General features: G+C 72.6%; 13 protein-coding genes. 7 read left to right on the top strand and 6 right to left on the bottom strand.

Annotated elements, in window-relative coordinates; genetic code table 11:
• Positions 1–109: 109 nt before the first annotated feature.
• Positions 110–3,343 carry a fused isobutyryl-CoA mutase/GTPase IcmF gene (gene icmF, locus ACH54P_RS16005; protein ID WP_489913435.1) on the top strand — a complete coding sequence of 1,078 codons (3,234 nt, stop codon included), beginning with the start codon at positions 110–112 and terminating at the stop codon, positions 3,341–3,343.
• A 57-nt stretch (positions 3,344–3,400) separates the two neighbouring features.
• Here icmF and ACH54P_RS16000 read toward each other — a convergent pair whose 3' ends face one another.
• On the bottom strand, positions 3,401–4,099 hold the full coding sequence (locus ACH54P_RS16000; RefSeq protein WP_489913433.1) for a class I SAM-dependent methyltransferase: 699 nt from the start codon (positions 4,097–4,099) through the stop codon (positions 3,401–3,403).
• A 76-nt stretch (positions 4,100–4,175) separates the two neighbouring features.
• Here ACH54P_RS16000 and ACH54P_RS15995 point away from each other — a divergent pair, with 76 nt between their 5' ends.
• Positions 4,176–5,006: an LLM class F420-dependent oxidoreductase gene (locus ACH54P_RS15995; protein ID WP_489913431.1), complete on the top strand. Its 831-nt coding sequence runs from the start codon at positions 4,176–4,178 to the stop codon at positions 5,004–5,006.
• Here the strand turns inward: ACH54P_RS15995 and ACH54P_RS15990 are convergent.
• Together ACH54P_RS15990 and kstR are read right to left on the bottom strand one after the other, a co-directional pair.
• Positions 4,960–5,286 (bottom strand): hypothetical protein, encoded by a 327-nt coding sequence (locus ACH54P_RS15990; protein ID WP_489916458.1) that lies wholly within the window; start codon positions 5,284–5,286, stop codon positions 4,960–4,962. The two genes, ACH54P_RS15995 and ACH54P_RS15990, sit on opposite strands and share 47 nt — an antisense overlap.
• A gap of 46 nt (positions 5,287–5,332) precedes the next feature.
• The gene (kstR, locus tag ACH54P_RS15985; RefSeq protein WP_489913429.1) at positions 5,333–5,953 is read right to left on the bottom strand and encodes a cholesterol catabolism transcriptional regulator KstR; all 621 of its coding nucleotides are present in this window, start codon (positions 5,951–5,953) and stop codon (positions 5,333–5,335) included.
• A 146-nt stretch (positions 5,954–6,099) separates the two neighbouring features.
• Here kstR and ACH54P_RS15980 point away from each other — a divergent pair, with 146 nt between their 5' ends.
• From ACH54P_RS15980 to ACH54P_RS15970, 3 genes are all read left to right on the top strand, one after another.
• Positions 6,100–8,148, top strand: coding sequence for an acyl-CoA dehydrogenase family protein (locus tag ACH54P_RS15980; RefSeq protein ID WP_489913427.1), 2,049 nt, complete (start codon positions 6,100–6,102; stop codon positions 8,146–8,148).
• Positions 8,149–8,376: 228 nt separating this feature from the next.
• Entirely contained in the window at positions 8,377–11,535 is a 3,159-nt protein-coding gene (locus ACH54P_RS15975) for a DEAD/DEAH box helicase (RefSeq protein WP_489913425.1), read from the top strand.
• On the top strand, positions 11,535–12,695 hold the full coding sequence (locus ACH54P_RS15970; RefSeq protein WP_489913423.1) for an SWIM zinc finger family protein: 1,161 nt from the start codon (positions 11,535–11,537) through the stop codon (positions 12,693–12,695). Before ACH54P_RS15975 ends, ACH54P_RS15970 begins: the two co-directional genes overlap by 1 nt.
• Positions 12,696–12,952: 257 nt before the next feature.
• Here the strand turns inward: ACH54P_RS15970 and ACH54P_RS15965 are convergent, their stop codons facing one another.
• Entirely contained in the window at positions 12,953–14,188 is a 1,236-nt protein-coding gene (locus ACH54P_RS15965; protein ID WP_489913421.1) for an alpha/beta hydrolase, read from the bottom strand.
• A gap of 64 nt (positions 14,189–14,252) precedes the next feature.
• Between ACH54P_RS15965 and ACH54P_RS15960 the strand changes: the two genes are divergently transcribed.
• Complete coding sequence (locus ACH54P_RS15960; protein ID WP_489913419.1) at positions 14,253–15,638, top strand: WS/DGAT/MGAT family O-acyltransferase; 1,386 nt, start codon at positions 14,253–14,255, stop codon at positions 15,636–15,638.
• Here ACH54P_RS15960 and ACH54P_RS15955 read toward each other — a convergent pair.
• Both ACH54P_RS15955 and ACH54P_RS15950 read right to left on the bottom strand, forming a co-directional pair.
• Complete coding sequence (locus tag ACH54P_RS15955) at positions 15,622–16,119, bottom strand: nitroreductase family deazaflavin-dependent oxidoreductase (protein WP_489913417.1); 498 nt, start codon at positions 16,117–16,119, stop codon at positions 15,622–15,624. The genes ACH54P_RS15960 and ACH54P_RS15955 overlap by 17 nt on opposite strands.
• Complete coding sequence (locus tag ACH54P_RS15950) at positions 16,119–16,988, bottom strand: alpha/beta fold hydrolase (protein ID WP_489913415.1); 870 nt, start codon at positions 16,986–16,988, stop codon at positions 16,119–16,121. Before ACH54P_RS15950 ends, ACH54P_RS15955 begins: the two co-directional genes overlap by 1 nt.
• Positions 16,989–17,077: 89 nt before the next feature.
• On the opposite strand from ACH54P_RS15950, the gene ACH54P_RS15945 reads away from it, so the two are divergent.
• Positions 17,078–18,196, top strand: a complete 1,119-nt coding sequence (locus tag ACH54P_RS15945; RefSeq protein WP_489913413.1) for an acyl-CoA dehydrogenase family protein — start codon at positions 17,078–17,080, stop codon at positions 18,194–18,196.
• The last annotated feature ends 2 nt before the right edge of the window (positions 18,197–18,198 follow it).

Here is an 18,198-nt window from a genome sequence, read left to right as displayed (position 1 = left end):
TAAATATAGCTCCGAGCTGCGGACTGTCAAGGCCTGGTGGACGGCTCCTGAGATCCGCGTCACTGGTCCTCGGGTTTCCAACAGTAGGAAGTCAAAGTATTTTGGAAGGATGAGCAGTGAGCTGTACCGCCCCGCGCACCCCGTCCGGTTCGTCACGGCGTCGAGCCTCTTCGACGGCCACGACGCGTCGATCAACATCATGCGGCGGATCCTGCAGTCGCAGGGCGCGGAGGTCGTCCACCTCGGCCACAACCGGTCGGTCGACGAGGTGGCCACCGCGGCCATCGCCGAGGACGTCCAGGGGGTCGCCATCTCTGCTTACCAGGGCGGGCACGTCGAGTACTTCTCCTACCTGGTCGAGCTGCTGCGCGAGCGCGGCGCCGGCCACATCAAGGTCTTCGGCGGCGGGGGCGGGGTGATCGTGCGCGAGGAGATCGAGCTGCTGCACTCGCGCGGCGTCACGCGCATCTTCTCGCCCGAGGACGGCTACGAAATGGGCCTCCCGGGCATGATCAACCTGATGATCAAGGCCTGCGACGTCGATCTCGCGGCCGAAGGCCCGTCGCTGGACAAGGTGCTCTCCGGGGACGTCGCCGCGCTCTCGCGCGTCATCACGCAGCTGCAGGCGGAGACGCTTTCCGGGGACCTGCTCGGCGGGCTCACCGAAGCCGCGGGCAAGCGGGAGGTGCCGGTGCTCGGCATCACCGGCACCGGCGGCTCGGGCAAGTCGTCGCTCACCGACGAGCTGATCCGCCGCTTCCGCCTCGACCAGGAGGACAAGCTGCGGATCGCGGTGCTCGCGGTCGACCCGTCGCGGCGCAAGGGCGGCGGCGCGCTGCTCGGCGACCGCATCCGGATGAACTGCCTCGACGGCTCCCCGGTGTACTTCCGCTCGCTGGCGACGCGGACGACGTCCGGTGAGATCCCGGCCGGGCTGCGCGAGTCGATCCTGGCCTGCAAGGCCGCCGGGTACGACCTGGTGATCGTCGAGACGCCGGGCATCGGCCAGGGCGACGCCGGGATCGTCGACTTCGTGGACGAGTCGCTGTACGTGATGACGCCGGAGTTCGGCGCCGCGTCGCAGCTGGAGAAGATCGACATGCTCGACTTCGCCGACGTCGTCGCGATCAACAAGTTCGAGCGCCGCGGCGCCGAGGACGCCCGCCGGGACGTCGCCCGCCAGCTGGTGCGCAACCGCGAGGCCTTCTCGTCGGCGCCCGAAGACATGCCGGTCTACGGCACGAGCGCGGCGAAGTTCAACGACGACGGCGTCACCGCGCTGTACCAGCACCTGCGCGGGATGCTCGCCGAGCGGGGCCTCGGCGTGTCCGCGGGGACGCTGCCGCGGGTCGAGGGCAAGGTCTCGACGGACGCGTCGACGATCATCCCGGGCAACCGGTCCCGGTACCTGGCCGAGATTTCCGAGACCGTGCGCGGCTACCACGCGAAGACCGGGCAGCAGGTCGCCGCGATCCGCAAGCGCGACGCGCTGGCGCTGGCGCGCGACGAACTGGCCAAGGTGGACGCCTCGACGGACGCGCTGGACGGCCTGCTCGCCGCGGCCGAGTCCGATGTGGACGGCGAGTCGACAAATCTCCTCGCGCGGTTCCGCGAGCTGGCCGAGGAGTACCGCAAGGACGAGCTCGTCGTCAAGATCCGCGACAAGGAGCTGCGCACGCAGCTGTGGCGCGACACGCTGTCCGGCAACCGGATCCCGCGCGTCGCCCTGCCGCGCTACGCCGAGTCCGGCGAGCTGCTTTCGTTCCTGCGCCGCGAAAACCTGCCGGGTTACTTCCCCTACACCGCGGGCGTTTTCCCGTTCAAGCGCGAGGGCGAGGACCCGGCGCGGATGTTCGCCGGCGAGGGCGACCCGTTCCGCACCAACCGCCGCTTCAAGCTGCTGTCGGCCGATTCGGAAGCGAAGCGGCTCTCGACGGCGTTCGACTCCGTGACGCTCTACGGTCACGACCCCGACACCCGCCCCGACATCTACGGCAAGGTCGGCACGTCCGGGGTGTCCATCGCGACGCTCGAGGACATGAAGGTCCTCTACGACGGCTTCGACCTGACCGCGCCGAACACGTCGGTGTCGATGACCATCAACGGCCCGGCGCCGACGATCCTGGCGTTCTTCCTCAACACCGCGATCGACCAGAAGCTGACGGCGTTCCGCGACGAGCACGGCCGCGAGCCGTCCGAAGCCGAGGCCGCCGAAATCCGCGAGGTGGTGCTGAAGAACGTCCGCGGCACGGTGCAGGCCGACATCCTCAAGGAGGACCAGGGCCAGAACACCTGCATCTTCTCCACCGAGTTCAGTCTCCGGATGATGGCCGACATCCAGGAGTGGTTCATCGAGCACGGCGTCCGGAACTTCTACTCGGTGTCCATTTCGGGCTACCACATCGCCGAGGCCGGGGCGAACCCCATCTCGCAGCTGGCCTTCACGCTGTCCAACGGCTTCACCTACGTCGAGTCGTACCTCGCGCGCGGCATGGACATCGACGACTTCGCGCCGAACCTGTCGTTCTTCTTCTCCAACGGCATGGACGCGGAGTACTCGGTGCTCGGCCGGGTGGCGCGGCGGATCTGGGCCGTGGCCATGCGCGAGCGCTACGGCGCGAACGAGCGGTCGCAGAAGCTCAAGTACCACGTGCAGACGTCCGGGCGGTCGCTGCACGCGCAGGAGATGAGCTTCAACGACATCCGCACCACGCTGCAGGCGCTGTGCGCGCTGTACGACAACGCGAACTCCTTGCACACCAACGCGTTCGACGAGGCGATCACGACGCCGTCGGAGTCGTCGGTGCGCCGCGCGATGGCCATCCAGATGATCATCAACAAGGAGTGGGGCCTGTCGAAGAACGAGAACCCGCTGCAGGGCTCGTTCGTCATCGACGAGCTGACCGACCTGGTCGAGGAGGCCGTGCTGGCCGAGTTCGACCGGATCTCCGAGCGCGGTGGCGTGCTGGGCGCGATGGAGACCGGCTACCAGCGCGGCAAGATCCAGGACGAGTCGATCCTGTACGAGCGCAAGAAGCACGACGGCTCGCTGCCGATCATCGGCGTCAACACCTTCCGCAACCCGCGCTCGGGGGAGGACGAGGTCGAGGTCGAGCTGGCGCGGGCCACGGAGGCCGAGAAGAAGTCCCAGCTGGACCGGCTCGCGGACTTCCAGCACCGCCACCACGAGGAGGCCCAGCAGGCCCTGAAGACGCTGCGCGAAGCGGCCACCCGCGGCGGCAACCTGTTCGGGGTGCTGATGGACGCCGCGCGGGTGTGCTCGCTGGGTCAGATCACGGAGGCGTTCTTCGAGGTGGGCGGCCAGTACCGGCGCAACGTCTGAACCCGCGGTCGTGAGTGGTGTTTCGGGTTCCGACCCGAAACACCACTCACGACAGACTCAGCGGAGGGTTGCCTTCAGGTGCCAGACGGGGACGAGGACCCGCCCCTCGGCGTCGGTGTCGAGGCGGTCCAGGTCGCTCGTGTCGTCTGCGGCGAGGATCGCGCGGACGCTCTGCCGCAGCTCCTCCGGCGTCATCGACGTCGTGTAGAGGGTCGGCTGGAGGCGTTCGATCGTCCAGTCCTTGCCGACGGTCTCGCGCAGGTTCGCCTCGCTGATCAGGTACGGCGCCGGGAAGCCTGCCGGGACTTCCTCGGAGAAGCAGAACAGGTGCAGCGTCGCCCCGGGCCGGGCCGCGCGGGTCAGCGCCGCGAGGTACTGACGCCGCTGCTCCTCGGACAGGCAGTGGTAGAGCGCGCTGTCGAGGACCGTGTCGAAACGGCCTTCGTAGCCTTCGAGCTTGGTCGCGTCGGCGACGGCGAACTCGATGTCCAGCCCCTTTTCGGCGGCGCGCGAGCGGGCCTGCTCGACCGCCGACGGCGCGCCGTCCAGCCCGGTGACGTGCAGGCCGCGCGAGGCGAGGAACGCGGAGTTGTCGCCGAGGCCGCAGCCGATGTCGAGCACGTCGCCGGTGAACTCGCCGGCGTCGGCCAGCGCGACGACCGCGGGCTGCGGCGCGCCGAGGTCCCACGGCATCTTCCGGCCGATCGGGGTGGCGCCCTGGTACAGCTCTTCGAAGTCGACGTCCTGCACGTCCATGACTGCCCCCTTATTCAACGTATGATGAGATGACTTCATCCTGCACCCCCTGTCAACCCGGTGGTAGTCGTTGAGTATGAAATTCGGGATCTCGACCTTCGTGACCGACGAGGGCATCCGGCCGGACGTGCTGGGCGCGGCGCTGGAAGAGCGCGGCTTCGACTCGCTGTTCCTGGCGGAGCACTCGCACATCCCCGCGAGCCGGGAAACGCCGTACCCGGGCGGGGGCGACCTGCCCCGCGTCTACTACCGCACGCTCGACCCGTTCGTGGCGCTCGCGGCCGCGGCCACCGCGACGTCGGAGCTGCTGCTCGGCACCGGGATCGCGCTGCTCATCCAGCGCGACCTGATCCACACCGCCAAGGAGGTCGCGTCCCTGGACCTGATCTCCGACGGGCGCGCGCTGTTCGGCGTGGGCGTCGGCTGGAACCGCGAGGAGATGCGCAACCACGGCACCGACCCGAAGACGCGCGGCGCGCTGATCGACGAGCAGCTGGCCGCGCTCAAGGAGATCTGGACGAAGGACGAGGCCGAGTTCCACGGCAAGCACGTCGACTTCGACCCGATCTTCAGCTGGCCGAAGCCGGTGCAGAAGCCGCACGTGCCGATCTACATCGGCGGGGAGAGCGAAGCGGCGCTGAACCGGCTCGCGCGCTACGGCGACGGCTGGCTGCTCCGCGGCTACACGAAGTACCAGGAGGCTCAGCGCGTCCGGGGCTGGCTGGCCGACCAGGGCCGCGAAGACGTCCAGTTCGCGGTGTTCGGCGGACCGACCACGCCGAAGGTGATCGACGGCTTCCGCGAAGCCGGGGTCGAGCGGTACACGTTCCTGCTGGACACGCTGCCGGAGCCGGAGACGCTCAAGGCGCTGGACGAGCTGGCCGAGGTGGCCGCCGCGCACCGCTGACCCCCGGCCACAGGCCCGGCTCCGGGAGGTCGCCGGTGCGGCAGTCGCCGGTGGTCGGGCCGACGTGGATCCAGACCTCCCGCCGGCGCGCGAAGACCGTCCGGGACAGCTCGCCGTCGCGGTCGTGCGTCCGCGGATCGCAGAGCGGGATGAGCACGCCGAGCAGGGCGTGTTCGACCAGGTCGGCGGGCGCGCGGCCGGCGTCGGTGGCGTGGGCCGGCACGGGGCCGCGCGTCCACCCCGGCAGCGGGGACGGCGCGCGGACCTGCTCGCCGGTCAGCCGCCCAGTGCCCGGTGCAGCCGGCGGTGCGCTTCGGCGACCGGGATCACTTGTCGAGCAGCAGGTGCACCGACAGCTCGAGGCGGTTGGCGACGTCGGCGGCCGAGGCGCGGCGGGTCACCCAGGCCACCAGGTTCGCCATCCAGACGTCCGCGACGACGTGGAAGATGTCGCGGTCGGCCTCGGTCGGCTCGGCGATGCCCATCGCCTTGGCGAACATGTTCTCCATCAGGCGCCCGACTTGCTCCACCTCGGCCGCGGCGGAGGTGTCGGCGAACATGAACGCCCGCACCATCGCCTCGGTCAGGTGCGGGTCGCGCTGCATCAGGCGGGTGTTGCGGCCGAGGACGAACATCAGCCGTTCGGCCGGCGTCTCGCCGGGGATGGCCTGGCGCTCGAGCTTCTCCTGCGCGCGCTCGAACTCGCGGGCGAGGCCGGAGACGAGCAGGTGGATCTTCGACGGGAAGTACCGGTAGAGCGTGCCGAGGGCGACGTCGGCCTTCTCGGCGACGGCTCGCATCTGGACGGCGTCGTAGCCGCCCTTCGAGGCCAGGGCGAGGGTGGCGTCGATGATCCGGCGACGACGGTCGCGCTGGGCGGCGGAGCCGAGCTCGTCGGTCCCGATCGCGCTCATGCCGTTGCCGCGCGCCTTGGTCTTGCCGGGCATCGGTGTTCCCCCGTCCTCCGGAACTTGTTCCAGTTCACGACGTAGCCTACCTCGCCTGGCGAAACGTTCAACAATTGACCCACTGGCCGGAAAACTGTAACACGTTCTACACTCGCGAGTAGTGTCCCGTCCCGCGAGGAGGCCCCATGCCGGTCGCGCTCACCGAGGAACAGGCCGCGCTGGCCGAGGCGATCCACGCCTGGTCCGCCGCGCACCACCCGCGAGAGGCGGTGCGCGCGGCGGAAACTCCTCCGGCGGCCGGGGTGCCCGCGGGTTTCGCGGGCCTGGGCCTGTTCGGGGTCGCCCTGCCGGCCGCGGTGGGCGGTGCCGAGGGGAGTATCGCCGATCTGGCGGCCGGGCTGGCCGCGGCGGCGGAAGAACTCGTTCCCGGTCCGGTGCTCGGCACCGCTTTGGGCGGCCTCCTGCTCGCGGAGGTCCCGTCGGCGAAGGAACTCCTCGAGGCGGTCGCCGAGGGGGAAGCGTCGATCGCCGTGCTGCTGGACCCGCTCGAGGACGGCATCAGCGGGCCCGTACCCGGCGCCACTCCGGAGTCCTGGCTGCTCGTCCCGGTCGACGGCGGCCACGTGCTGCTTGCGCCGGGCACGCCGGGGGTGACGGTCGAGCCGCTGGCCCCGTTCGACTTCTCGCGCCCGCTGGCGCGCGTCCGGTACTCCGGGGTCGATGCCGAGGTCCTGACCCTGCCGCCGGTGCTTCCGCTGGCGGCCACGCTGGCGTCCGCCGAGGCGGCGGGCGTGGCGCGGCGGTGCCTGACCGTCGCCGTCGAGTACGCCAAGGTCCGCGAGCAGTTCGGCAAGCCGATCGGCGGGTTCCAGGCGATCAAGCACCTGTGCGCCGAAATGCTCTGCCGCGCCGAAGCGGCCGAAGCGCTGGCCTGGGACGCGGCTTCAGGCCAGCACCCGCTTTCGGTGGCGAGCGCGGCCGTCGTCGCCCTCGACGCGGCCGTCGCCAACGCCAAGGACTGCGTCCAGGTGCTCGGCGGGATCGGGTTCACCTGGGAGCACGACGCGCACCTGTACCTGCGCCGGGCCGTGGCGCTGCGGCAGTGGCTCGGCGGGTCGTGGCGGCGGCGGGCGGCTTCGCTGGCTCTCGCCGGGGCCGAGCGCACCCTCGGTGTCGACGTCGGGGACGATCCTTCGCTGCGGGACGAGGTCGCGCGGATCGCCGCGTTGCCCGCGGCCGGGCAGCGGGTCGCCTTGGCGGACGCGGGACTGCTGACCCCGCACTGGCCGGCGCCCTTCGGCCGGGGTGCCGACGCCGCGGAGCAGCTGCGGATCGACGCCGCGCTGGCGGCCGCCGGCGTCCGCCGTCCCGACCTGGTGATCGGGGCGTGGGCGGTGCCGACGATCCTCGAGCACGGCAGCGACGAGCAGCGTCTCCGGTTCGCCAAGCCCACGCTGCGGGGCGAGATCACGTGGTGCCAGCTGTTCAGCGAGCCCGGCGCCGGTTCCGACCTGGCCGCGCTGCGGACGGCGGCCGAGCGGGTCGAGGGCGGCTGGCGGCTGTCCGGGCAGAAGGTGTGGACGTCGCTCGCCCGCGAAGCCGACTGGGGGATCTGCCTGGCCCGCACCGACCCGGACGTGCCCAAGCACAAGGGGATCACCTACTTCCTGGTGGACATGCGCGCTCCGGGTATCACGACGCGGCCGTTGCGGGAGATCACCGGGGAGGCGGTGTTCAACGAGGTGTTCCTCGACGACGTGTTCGTGCCGGACGCCGACGTCGTCGGCCCGCCGGGCGGCGGCTGGCGGCTCGCGCGCACGACCCTGGCCAACGAGCGGGTCGCCATCGGCAGCGGCTCCGCGGTCGGGGAGAGCGTGCAGTCCTTGGTGTCCACACTGGACGCTTCTGTGCTCGACGACGTAGCGTTGGACCGGCTCGGCGGGCTGGTGGCGGACGGGGTGGCGGGTTCGGTGCTGGACCTGCGGGCCGCGTTGCGGCGGCTCGGCGGGCAGGACCCGGGGGCCGGGTCGAGCGTGCGGAAGCTGCTCGGGGTGCAGCACCGGCAGGACGTCGCGGAGTTCGCGCTGGAGCTGGCCGGGACGGGTGCCCTGGTCGCCGACGGCCCGGCCCAGCACGAGTTCCTCCTGACGCGCTGCCTGTCGATCGCGGGCGGCACCACGCAGGTGCTGCGCTCGCTGACCGCGGAACGGCTCCTGGGCCTGCCCCGCGGCTGATGCCCCTCCAGTCACGCGTGATGCCTGTCCAGTCACGCGTGAGGCCTCGGCAATCACGCGGGATACGCGTCCGATCACGCGAGTTCCGGCTCGGGTCACGCGAGTTCCGGGTCCAATCGCGTGAGTTGCGGCTCGGATCACGGGCGGGCGGGGTTCGTCGGCGGCGCGAAAGGACCGTTCGCGCCGCCCCGGCCGAAACTGTCGGGGTCGTGTTCTAGCGTTGCGGTCGTGGAGTTCAGCGCAGACACCCAGGCCACCTACCTTCCCGCGGATCCCCCGCGGGAGGGTGTGCTGGCCCTGTGGGGCGACGACGTGGCCGGCGGGACCACGATCGAGCTCGTGCTGCCCCGGGGCGCGAAGTTCGCGCGGACGAAGGTGGAGGCGGAGCTCGTCCCGCTGGAACGCGCGCTGCCGCGGCTGCTCGCGGTGGGGGAGGAGGCCAGCCCGGCCGTCGCGGCGTGGTCGGCCGCCGTCAACGCCGGGGTGAACCTCGTCGCGCGGGGGCGGCTGCGGCCCGCCGTCTCGCCCGCCGGGGCGGCCGCGTGGCGGATCGGCCCGCTCGACGCCGCCGACGAGGAACTGCTGCGCGGGCTGGCCGGTGCCCTGCCACCGGAGGCGTACGCGCTGCCGCTGACCGGGCTGAAACGCATCCGCCTGCACTCGCCGGACTCCCTGGTGCGCGCGCTCTGGGACGCGACGGCGGACCTGCTGGCGCGTAGCCCTTCGGCGCCCGTCGGGGCCGGTGATCCGGCGTTCGCGGCGCGCGAACCGGCGCTGCTCGGCCCGGACGGCGCCGCCTGGCTGGCCGAGCTGGAAGCCCGGGAACCCCGTGGGGTGCAGGTGCTCCTGCGGGTCGAGGGCCGGGACGACGACTCGTTCGCCGGGGTGCTGGCGGTGCGCAGCATGGCGGAGGCGAGCCTGGTGGTGGAGGCGGCGACGCTGTGGGACGCGCCGGACGCGGTGCTGAACCGGCTCGGCGACCAGGTGGAGACCCAGCTGCTGCTCGGCCTGCGCCGTGGCGCGCGGGCGTGGGCGCCGCTGGGCCGGGTGCTGGCCCAGCCCGCGCCGGCGGAGCTGGCGTTGTCCGACGACGAGGTGGTCGACCTGCTCACCGACGGCGCGCGCGAGCTGGGCGGCGCGGGTATCGAGGTGCTCTGGTCGAAGGGGCTGTTCGCGGGCGAGGTGAAGGCGAAGGCGAGCGCGACGCAGGCACCGGCGAGCGTCACGGGGCCGGAGTTCGCGCTGCGGAGCCTCCTGGAGTTCCGCTGGCAGCTCAGCCTGGGCGGCGAGCAGCTGACCGAGGCGGAGGTCGCCGCACTCGCCGAGGCGAAGCGGCCGCTGGTCCGGCTGCGCGGCCAGTGGGTGAGGGTCGACCCGCAGCTGCTGGCCCGGGTCCGGGGAAGGACACGCAAACTCGACGCGGGCGAGGCACTGGCGGCCGCGCTCACGGGCGAGCTGGAACTGGACGGCGAACGCGTCGAGTTCGCGGCCCCACCGGCCCTGGGCGGGCTGGCCGAGCGGATCCGCGACCGGGCGGAGGCCTCGGTGGCCCCACCCCCGGGGTTGCAGGCGACGCTGCGGCCCTACCAGCAGGCCGGGCTGTCCTGGCTGGCGACGATGACCGGGCTGGGGTTGGGCGCCTGCCTGGCCGACGACATGGGCCTGGGCAAGACGATCCAGCTGATCGCCCTGCACCTGCACCGCCGCGCACTGGCGGCCGAGCCCGCCGCGGTTGGCGCCCTGGGATCGGGTGCGGTGCTGCCGCGGATCGGCGAGCCGGATGCGGCCGTGCCCGCTGCGGTGGTGCCGGGTTCGGGCGCTGTGGATTCGGGTGCGGTGTTGCCGCGGGTCGGCGAGCCACACCCGGCCGTGCCCGCTGCGGTGGTGCCGGGTTCGGGCGCTGTGGATTCGGGTGCGGTGTTGCCGCGGGTCGGCGAGCCGGATGCGGCCGAGCCCGCTGCGGTGGTGCCGGGTTCGCCCGCTGTGGATTCGGGTGCGGTGCTGCCGCGGGGCGCCGAACCCGACCCGGCCGAGTCCGCCCTGGCCGCGCCTGGTCCGGTCGTGCGGAGCGCCGGAATCCCCGCCGAGGCGGGCGCGGAGCCTTCACCGGCCGGTCCCGAGCTCCCACCCTCCGGCGCCGGGCCCACCCTGGTCCTCTGCCCGACCTCCCTCCTCGGCAACTGGGAGCGCGAGTTCGCCCGCTTCGCCCCGGACATCCCCGTCCGCCGGTTCCACGGCGGCGGCCGCCACCTCGACGACCTCGCCTCCGACGAGGTCGTCCTCGCCACCTACGGCGTCCTGCGCCGCGACCGCGAGACGTTGTCCGAAGTGGACTGGGGACTCGTCGCCGCGGATGAGGCGCAGCACGTCAAGAACCCGCTGTCCGCCACGGCCAAGGAACTGCGCAAGATTCCCGCCCGGGCCAAGGTCGCGCTCACCGGCACCCCGGTGGAGAACCGCCTCACCGAACTGTGGTCCATTGTGGACTGGACGACGCCCGGCCTGCTCGGCCCGCTCGACCGCTTCCGCCGCACGGTGGCGCGGCCGATCGAGCGCGACCGCGACAAGGCCGTCACCGAGCGGCTGGCCGCCACCGTGCGCCCGTTCCTGCTGCGGCGCCGCAAGTCCGACCCGGACATCGCCCCGGAGCTGCCGCCCAAGACCGAGACCGACCGGTTCGTCCCGCTCACCGCCGAGCAGACCACCCTGTACGAGGCCGTGGTGCGGGAGAACCTCGCCGAAATCCGGGCCACGCAGGGCATCAAGCGGCGTGGGCAGGTGCTGCAGCTGCTCACCGAGCTCAAGCAGATCTGCAACCACCCCGCCCAGTTCCTCAAGGAACCGCACGGCGCGCTCACCGGCCGCTCCGGCAAGCTCGCCGCGTTCGAAGAACTCCTCGACGTCATCCTCGACGAGGGTGAGAGCGTCCTCGTGTTCAGCCAGTACGTCCGGCTTTGCCGGCTGCTCGAACGACGCCTCCGGGAACGCGGGCTGCCCACCGAACTGCTCTCGGGCGAAAGCTCGCCGGCGAAACGCCAGGACATGGTCGACCGGTTCCAGGCCGGCGAAATCCCCGTGTTCCTGTTGTCCCTCAAGGCGGGCGGGGTCGGGCTCAACCTGACCCGCGCCACCCACGTGATCCACTACGACCGCTGGTGGAACCCGGCGGTGGAAGACCAGGCCACCGACCGCGCGTACCGCATCGGCCAGGACCGGCCCGTCCAGGTCCACCGGCTGATCGCCGAGGGCACCCTGGAGGAGCGGATCGCGCAGGTGCTCGAGAAGAAACGCGGGCTCGCCGAGTCGATCGTCGGGGCGGGGGAGGACTGGATCACCGAACTGTCCGACGACGAGCTCGCCGACCTGGTCAAGCTCGGGAGCGGGTGATGCCACCCCGGCGGAACTTCGGCACCACCTGGTGGGGGCGCGCCTGGGTCGACGCGCTGGAGCAGCGCGCGAAGCTCGACCCGAACCGGCTGCCCCGCGGACGGACGTACGCGCGGAAGGGCACGGTCAGCGAGCTGCACGTCGGCACGGGGGCGGTGAGCGCGCGGGTGCGCGGCAGCCGGCCGCAGCCGTACAAGGTGACCATCACGATGCGCACCTTCACCGACGGCGAGTGGGACACGCTGCTGGGCGTGGTCGGCACGCAGCTCGGCCACGCGGCGGCGCTGCTCGACGGCGAGCTGCCGGGCGCGCTCACCGAACAAGCCCGCGAGGCGGACGTCGACCTCCTGCCGGGGCCGGGCGACCTGCGGCCGCGGTGCTCGTGCCCGGACTCGGCGAACCCGTGCAAGCACGTCGCGGCGGTGTACTACCTGGTCGCCGACGAGGTGGACCGCGACCCGTTCACGCTGTTCCTGCTGCGCGGGCGCCCGCGCGCGGACGTGCTGGCCGAACTGCGGGCCCGCCGATCGCCGGCGCGCGGGGACAAACCGAAGCTGCCGAAGCCGGTGGACGAGGGCCTGACGCCACAGGCGGCCTACGCACGGCGGCCGGGGGCGATCCCGGCGCTGCCGCCTCCGCCGCGGGTCGCCGGACCACCGGCGGTGCTGGACCTCGACCCGCCACCGGGCACCGGCTGGACGGCGGCGGCTCTGTCCGGGCTGGCGGCGGACGCCGCCTCCCTGGCACGTGACCTGCTGCTCGGCGGGGTGACGGCGGCGGAGCTGACGTTCGAGGAAGACCTCGCCCGCCGCGCGGCGGGCCGCTCGGGCGCGGAGGTGACCACCCTGGCCACGGCCGCGGGCGTGCCACCGCGCGAGCTGGTCCGCTGGGCCGAGGCCTGGCGCGAAGCGGGCCGCAGCGGCCTGGCCGCGGTCCGGGACACGTGGCAGCCGGGCCCCGGCCCGCTGTCCGAGGCCCAGGCGGTCCTGGCCGACGCGGGTCTCCCGGGCACGCCCCGAGCCTGGCGCAACCGCCTGACGCAGGGTGACTTGCAGCTCCGCTACGGCCGCGACGCCCGCTGGTACCGCTTCGTCCGATCAGGGACGGAGTGGCGCCTCGACGGCCCCCCATCGGCAAGCCCGGTGGACCTGGCCTACTGACCGCGGCAGCTGCCGTTCCGGCCGGGGCGGGCCTGCTGCGGCAGGCCCGGCAGCTGACGTTCCGCCCGCGCCGAGCCCGGCGGGCCCGGCCCACTGACCGCGGCAGGCCCGGCAGCCGACATTCCGGCCGCGGCGGGCCTGGCGCAGCGGCCGGGGCTGCCGTTCCGGCGCGGAGCCCGGCGGCCCGGACCTCCTGAGCACCGGATCGGCCGGTCCCGAACGGATCGCCGACCCGCGTCGGGCCGCCGGAACTGCGGCTACTGGTTCTCCGCCTTCCAGGCGTTGTACGTGTGGTCCAGAAACCGCGCCACCCCGCGAACCACGTGCGCCGAACGCACGGACGTGAACACGTCGAACGCGTGCTGCGCCCCCGCCAGTTCTGCATACGCCACCGGCTGGCGGGACTTCTCCCGCAACCGGCGGACGAACTCGCGCGCCTCCCGCACCGGGACCAGTGAATCGTCCCGACCGTGGATCACGAAAAACGGCGGTGCCTCCGACGAAATCCGGTCCAACGGCGACGCCGCGACGTAGTCGTCCAAGTGCTTCACCGGATCCCGATCCGGCGCGAACACCCGCCGCGCGATCAGGCTCTCCAGGCGGTACTGGCTCGCCCGGGATCCCGAAGTCGCCGCGAAGTCGTACACCCCGTAGTGCGGTACGCACGCCTGGACGCTCGTGTCCACGTCCTCGAACTCGGGCTGCAACGCCGGGTCGTTCTGGGACAACGCCAGCAACGCCGACAGGTGCCCGCCCGCCGATCCGCCCGTCACCGCCACGAAACGCGGGTCGCCGCCGTACGAAGCGATCGAAGAACGGATCCACGCCAACGACTGCTTCGCCGCCACGATGTGCGCCGGCCAGCGGTGGGCCGGCGACAGCGGGTAGTTGATCGCGACGCACACCCAGCCTCGGCGGGCCAGGTAGCGCATCAGCGGCCGGCCCTGCTCCTCCTTGTTGCCGATCACCCACGCGCCGCCGTGGACCTGGAGCAGCACCGGCGCACCGGTGACCGGCGACGAAGGCCGGTAGACGTCGAGGAGGAACCGCTTGCCGCCCGGGGCGTACGCGATGTTGCGGTCGACCCGGACGTCCGGGGCGCCCATCCGGAACGGCAGCGCCAGCTCGCCCCACGGCAGGCCCAGGTCGGAGCGCCCCAGTTCTTCCGCGTAGTCCTCGCCCAGAGCGTTGGTCAGCGCCGCCTCGATCTCGTCGCGGGCTCCGTGGCCCGTCCGGATCAGCGCGGCGAGCCCGGCGGCGGACGCGGCGGCCATCGCGAGCCCGGCCTGCGTCGACCGGTCGCGGACGCCGTGGCGGGCCACGTGGGCCAACGAGTCCGCGGCCGTCAAAGCCAGGAACTGGGGCGCGAGTTCGCTGGTCAGCCACCCCGCGAAGAACACCGGGATCGTGGTGGACCGGGCCCGCAGCGGGCGGAGCGCGTTGGCGGTGAGCCCGAGCTGGACCGCACGGCGGATCAGGAAATTCGGCTGCACCAGCGTGATGATACCGGCGAGTAGGGTGACGCGCCGCTCACCGGAAGTGTCTTACCCTGGCGGCATGCAGAGATTGAGCGGCCTCGACGCGAGCTTCCTCTACCTCGAGACGTCGTCCCAGGTCCTGCACGTCTGCGGGCTGCTCGTCCTCGACGGCTCGACCGTCCCCGGCGGCTACACCTTCGCGAAGCTCAAGGACAACCTCGACGCCCGCGTCCGGGAAATCCCGGCGTTCCGCCGCAAACTGCACAATCCGCTCTGGAACGTCGGCCATCCCGTGTGGATCGAGGACGACGAGTTCGACCTCGACCACCACGTGCACCGCATCGGCGTGCCGGCCCCCGGCGACCGCACCGAGCTGGCCGAGCTCTGCGCGCACATCGCCGGGCAGCAGCTCGACCGCGCGCACCCCTTGTGGCAGCTCTACGTCATCGAGGGCCTGGCCGACGGCCAGATCGCCGTGCTGCTGAAGATGCACCACGCGAGCGTCGACGGCGTCAGCGGCGCCAGCCTGATCACCTACCTGGCCGGCCTGGAGCCGGACGGGCCGATGCCGGACGTCGCCGAGGGCCGCAACTCCGCGACGCCGTCGCCGCTGGACCTGCTCCGCTCCGGGGTCCAGGGCATCGCGAGGCGGCCCGCCGAGGTCGCCCGGCTGCTGCCGGACCTGCTGGAGCTGGTGCCGCGGTGGGTCGGGAAGGCGTTGCGCGGCAAGGGGATGCCGATCCCGTTCACCGCGCCGAGGACGTCGCTGAACGGCACGATCACCGGGCACCGCAGCGTCGCCTTCGCCCAGCTCGACCTCGCCGACATCAAGGACGTCAAGAACGCCTTCGGGGTCACGGTGAACGACGTCGTGCTCGCGCTCGTCGCCGGCGCGGTGCGGGAGTTCCTGGCCGCACGGGGCGACCTGCCGGCGGACCCGCTGGTGGCGACCGTCCCGGTTTCGGTGCACGACCGGACCGAACGCGAGCACGGCAGCAACAAGGTCTCGGCGTTCTTCGCGTCGCTGCCGACGCACCTGGCCGACCCGGCCGCGCGGGTGTTCTTCCTCGCCGAGGCCAACCGGCTGTCCAAGGACCACCACCACGACATCGACGCCGACATGCTGCAGGACTGGGCGCAGTTCTCCGCCGCGACCGCGTTCGGCCTCGCCGTGCGCGCGTACTCGGCGCTGCGCCTCGCCGAGAAGCACCCGGTGGTGCACAACCTGGTCGTCTCCAACGTCCCGGGCCCGCCGATGCCGCTGTACCTGCTCGGCGCGCGGATCACCGGCTTCTACCCGCTCGGCCCGGTCTTCCACGGCGCCGGGCTGAACGTCACGGTGCTGTCCAACGACGGCAAGGTGCACGTCGGCCTGCTCGGCGCGCGGGAGCTGGTCAAGGACCTGTGGCCGCTCGCCGACGCCCTCCCGGACGCCCTCGCGGAGCTGCTCAAGGCCGCGGGCTGAGCACCACGACCGGGATCTCCCGCTCGGTCCAGGCCTGGTACTTCGCGAAGTCGGCGTACAGCTCGACCAGCCGCGGCCAGAGCCCGGCGCGTTCTTCCGGATCGGCCACGCGAGCCGTGACGGGCACATCGCGGCGGCCCTTGAGGTGGATGCGCGTCCCGGGGTGCGCGAGCAGGTTGAAGTACCACTGCGGATGCGTCGGCAGCCCGCCCTGGGAGCCGACGACGACGACGTCCTCACCGGACCGCAGGTACAGCAGCGGCGTGGTGAACAGCCGGCCCGACCGGCGCCCGCGGTGTTCCAGCAGCAGCGTCGGCACGGGCTTGCGGAACCCGGCACCGAACCGCCACGTGCTGCCGACCCGGCCGCCGGTCAGCTTGAAGACCCGCACCTGGGCCTTCGCCGCGTACTTCATGACCTTGGCCGTCACGGGCGAGTCCAGGCCGCCGGGCTTCTGCTCGGGCAGGCTGAAGCGTCCCATCATGAGTTCCTTCCTCGGAGGGAGCGGACCGCGGCGAGCAGGGCGGGCACCCAGCGATCGGCGGCGAGCACGCAGGCCGCGTGCCCGGCCGCGACCTCGTAGATCGCGGCGCCCGGGATCCGGCGGGCCAGGGACCGCTGGTGCTCGGGGGCGATGAACCGGTCCCGGGTGGTGACGACGACGGCCGCGGGCACCCGCAAGGTGTGGAGCCAGCGCGTCGAGTCGAACCGGCCGATCTCGTCGACGGCGACCGCGATCTCCCACGGCGTGGTCGACCGGAACTCCCGCAGTCCCCAGCGGTGGTCCTCGACGCGCCGCAGCGGTGCCCCGGGCGCCACCGGGAGCTTCACGCGCTCGCGCAGCTGCCGCAGCGTCCGGCCGAACACGTCGAGCGCCACGCTCTGGCGCAGCCCGCGGCGGAAGTTGCTCGCGGTCGAGCACAGCACCAATCCGGTAACACGTTCTGGTTCGTCGTGGGCGACGAGCTGGGCGACCATCCCGCCCATCGAGTACCCGCCGAGCGCGAACCGCCCGATGCCGAGGGCGTCCGCGACCGCCGTGACGTCTCCGGCGCAGTCGGCGAGCCGGAACTCCGGGGACCGGATGCCCCGGCCGTGCCAGCGCTGGTCGAACACGACGACACGGTGGTGCTTCGCGAGCCGTTCCAGTGCCGGGTACCAGGTCAGCAAGCCCGTGCAGGCCACCGAATGCAGCAGAACCAGAGCGGGCGCGTCCCGCGGGCCGACGTCGGTGACGACGGTCCGGCCGCGCCCGGGCAGCTCGAGGGGGACCGGGTCGGGCACGCCCGCGGTCGGCGGCACGGTGATCCGCCGGCGCCGGCGCGGGCCGTCCGGTTCGGTCACCGCCACTGATGCTCCTCCGGGAGGGGTTGCCGTACCGGGGCTTTCCGGTTAAGACTAGAACAGGTTTCAGTATTGCGCCGATCCGGAGGACGGGCGTGGACTTCACCCTTGACGATACGCAGACGGAGATCGCCGCCCTCGCCGCGAAGGTGCTCGGTGATTTCGGGGGTGCGACCCCCGAACCCCGCCCGGGGGGCTCCGCCCCCACGGACCCCCCGAAGAGGGTGGGGGACGACGCCCCTTGGCGTGCGCTCGCGTCCTCGGGCCTGCTCGCCCTCGCGCTGCCCCCGGAGCTGGAGGGCGACGGCCTGGGTGTCGCCGAGATCGCGCAGGTCCTCACCGAGGTCGGCCGCGCCGCCGCGCCGGTGCCCGCCTACGCCGCCCTGGCCCTGGGCGTCCTGCCGATCGAGACCTTGGGCACGCCCCAGCAGCGCGCGGAACTCCTCCCGCCGGTCGCGGCGGGGGAGGCGCTGCTCACCGCGGCACTGCACGAGCCGTCCGCGCCGCTGACCGCCGAGCCCGCGACGACCGCGCGGGCGGGCGACGGGAAGTGGCTGCTCACCGGCGTGAAGACCGCCGTCCCGTACGCGGCGGAAGCCACCCGGATCCTCACGCCGGTGTCCACTCCGCACGGCACCGCCGTCTACCTGGTCGACCCGCACGCCGACGGCGTCACGCTCGTGCCCACGCGCAATGCGGCCGGCACGCCGGAGTGCACGGTGCGCCTGGCCGGCGTCGCCGTCGAGGAGAGCGACCTCCTGTTCGACCGGGGTGCCGTCGCGGCGCTGCACCGGTTCGCCCTGGCCGGCGCGCTGGCGGTCGGGGACGGGCTCCTGGCCGGCGCGCTCGCGCTGACCGTGGAACACGTGGGCGAGCGCACGCAGTTCGGCCGTCCGCTGGCGACGTTCCAGGCGGTGGCGGGCCAGATCGCCGACGTCTACGTCGCCGCGCGGACCGTGCACCTCGCCGTGACGTCCGCGGTGTGGCGGCTGGGCGCCGGGCTCGACGCGGACGCCGAACTGGACGTCGCCGCCTATTGGCTCACCGAAGAGGCACCCAAGGCGCTCGCGGTCTGCCACCACCTGCACGGCGGCATCGGCGTCGACGAAACCTATCCGCTGCACCGGTATTCGTCGCACGTGAAGGATCTCGGCCGGGCGCTCGGCGGCGCCGCGCACCGGCTCGGCAGGCTCGGCGAACGAGTGGCGAGGTGAGC

This window comes from Amycolatopsis sp. N2S4-7 (assembly GCF_058119595.1).
Note: the sequence above shows the minus strand (reverse complement) of the source record. Positions and strands in the feature narration are given on the sequence as shown.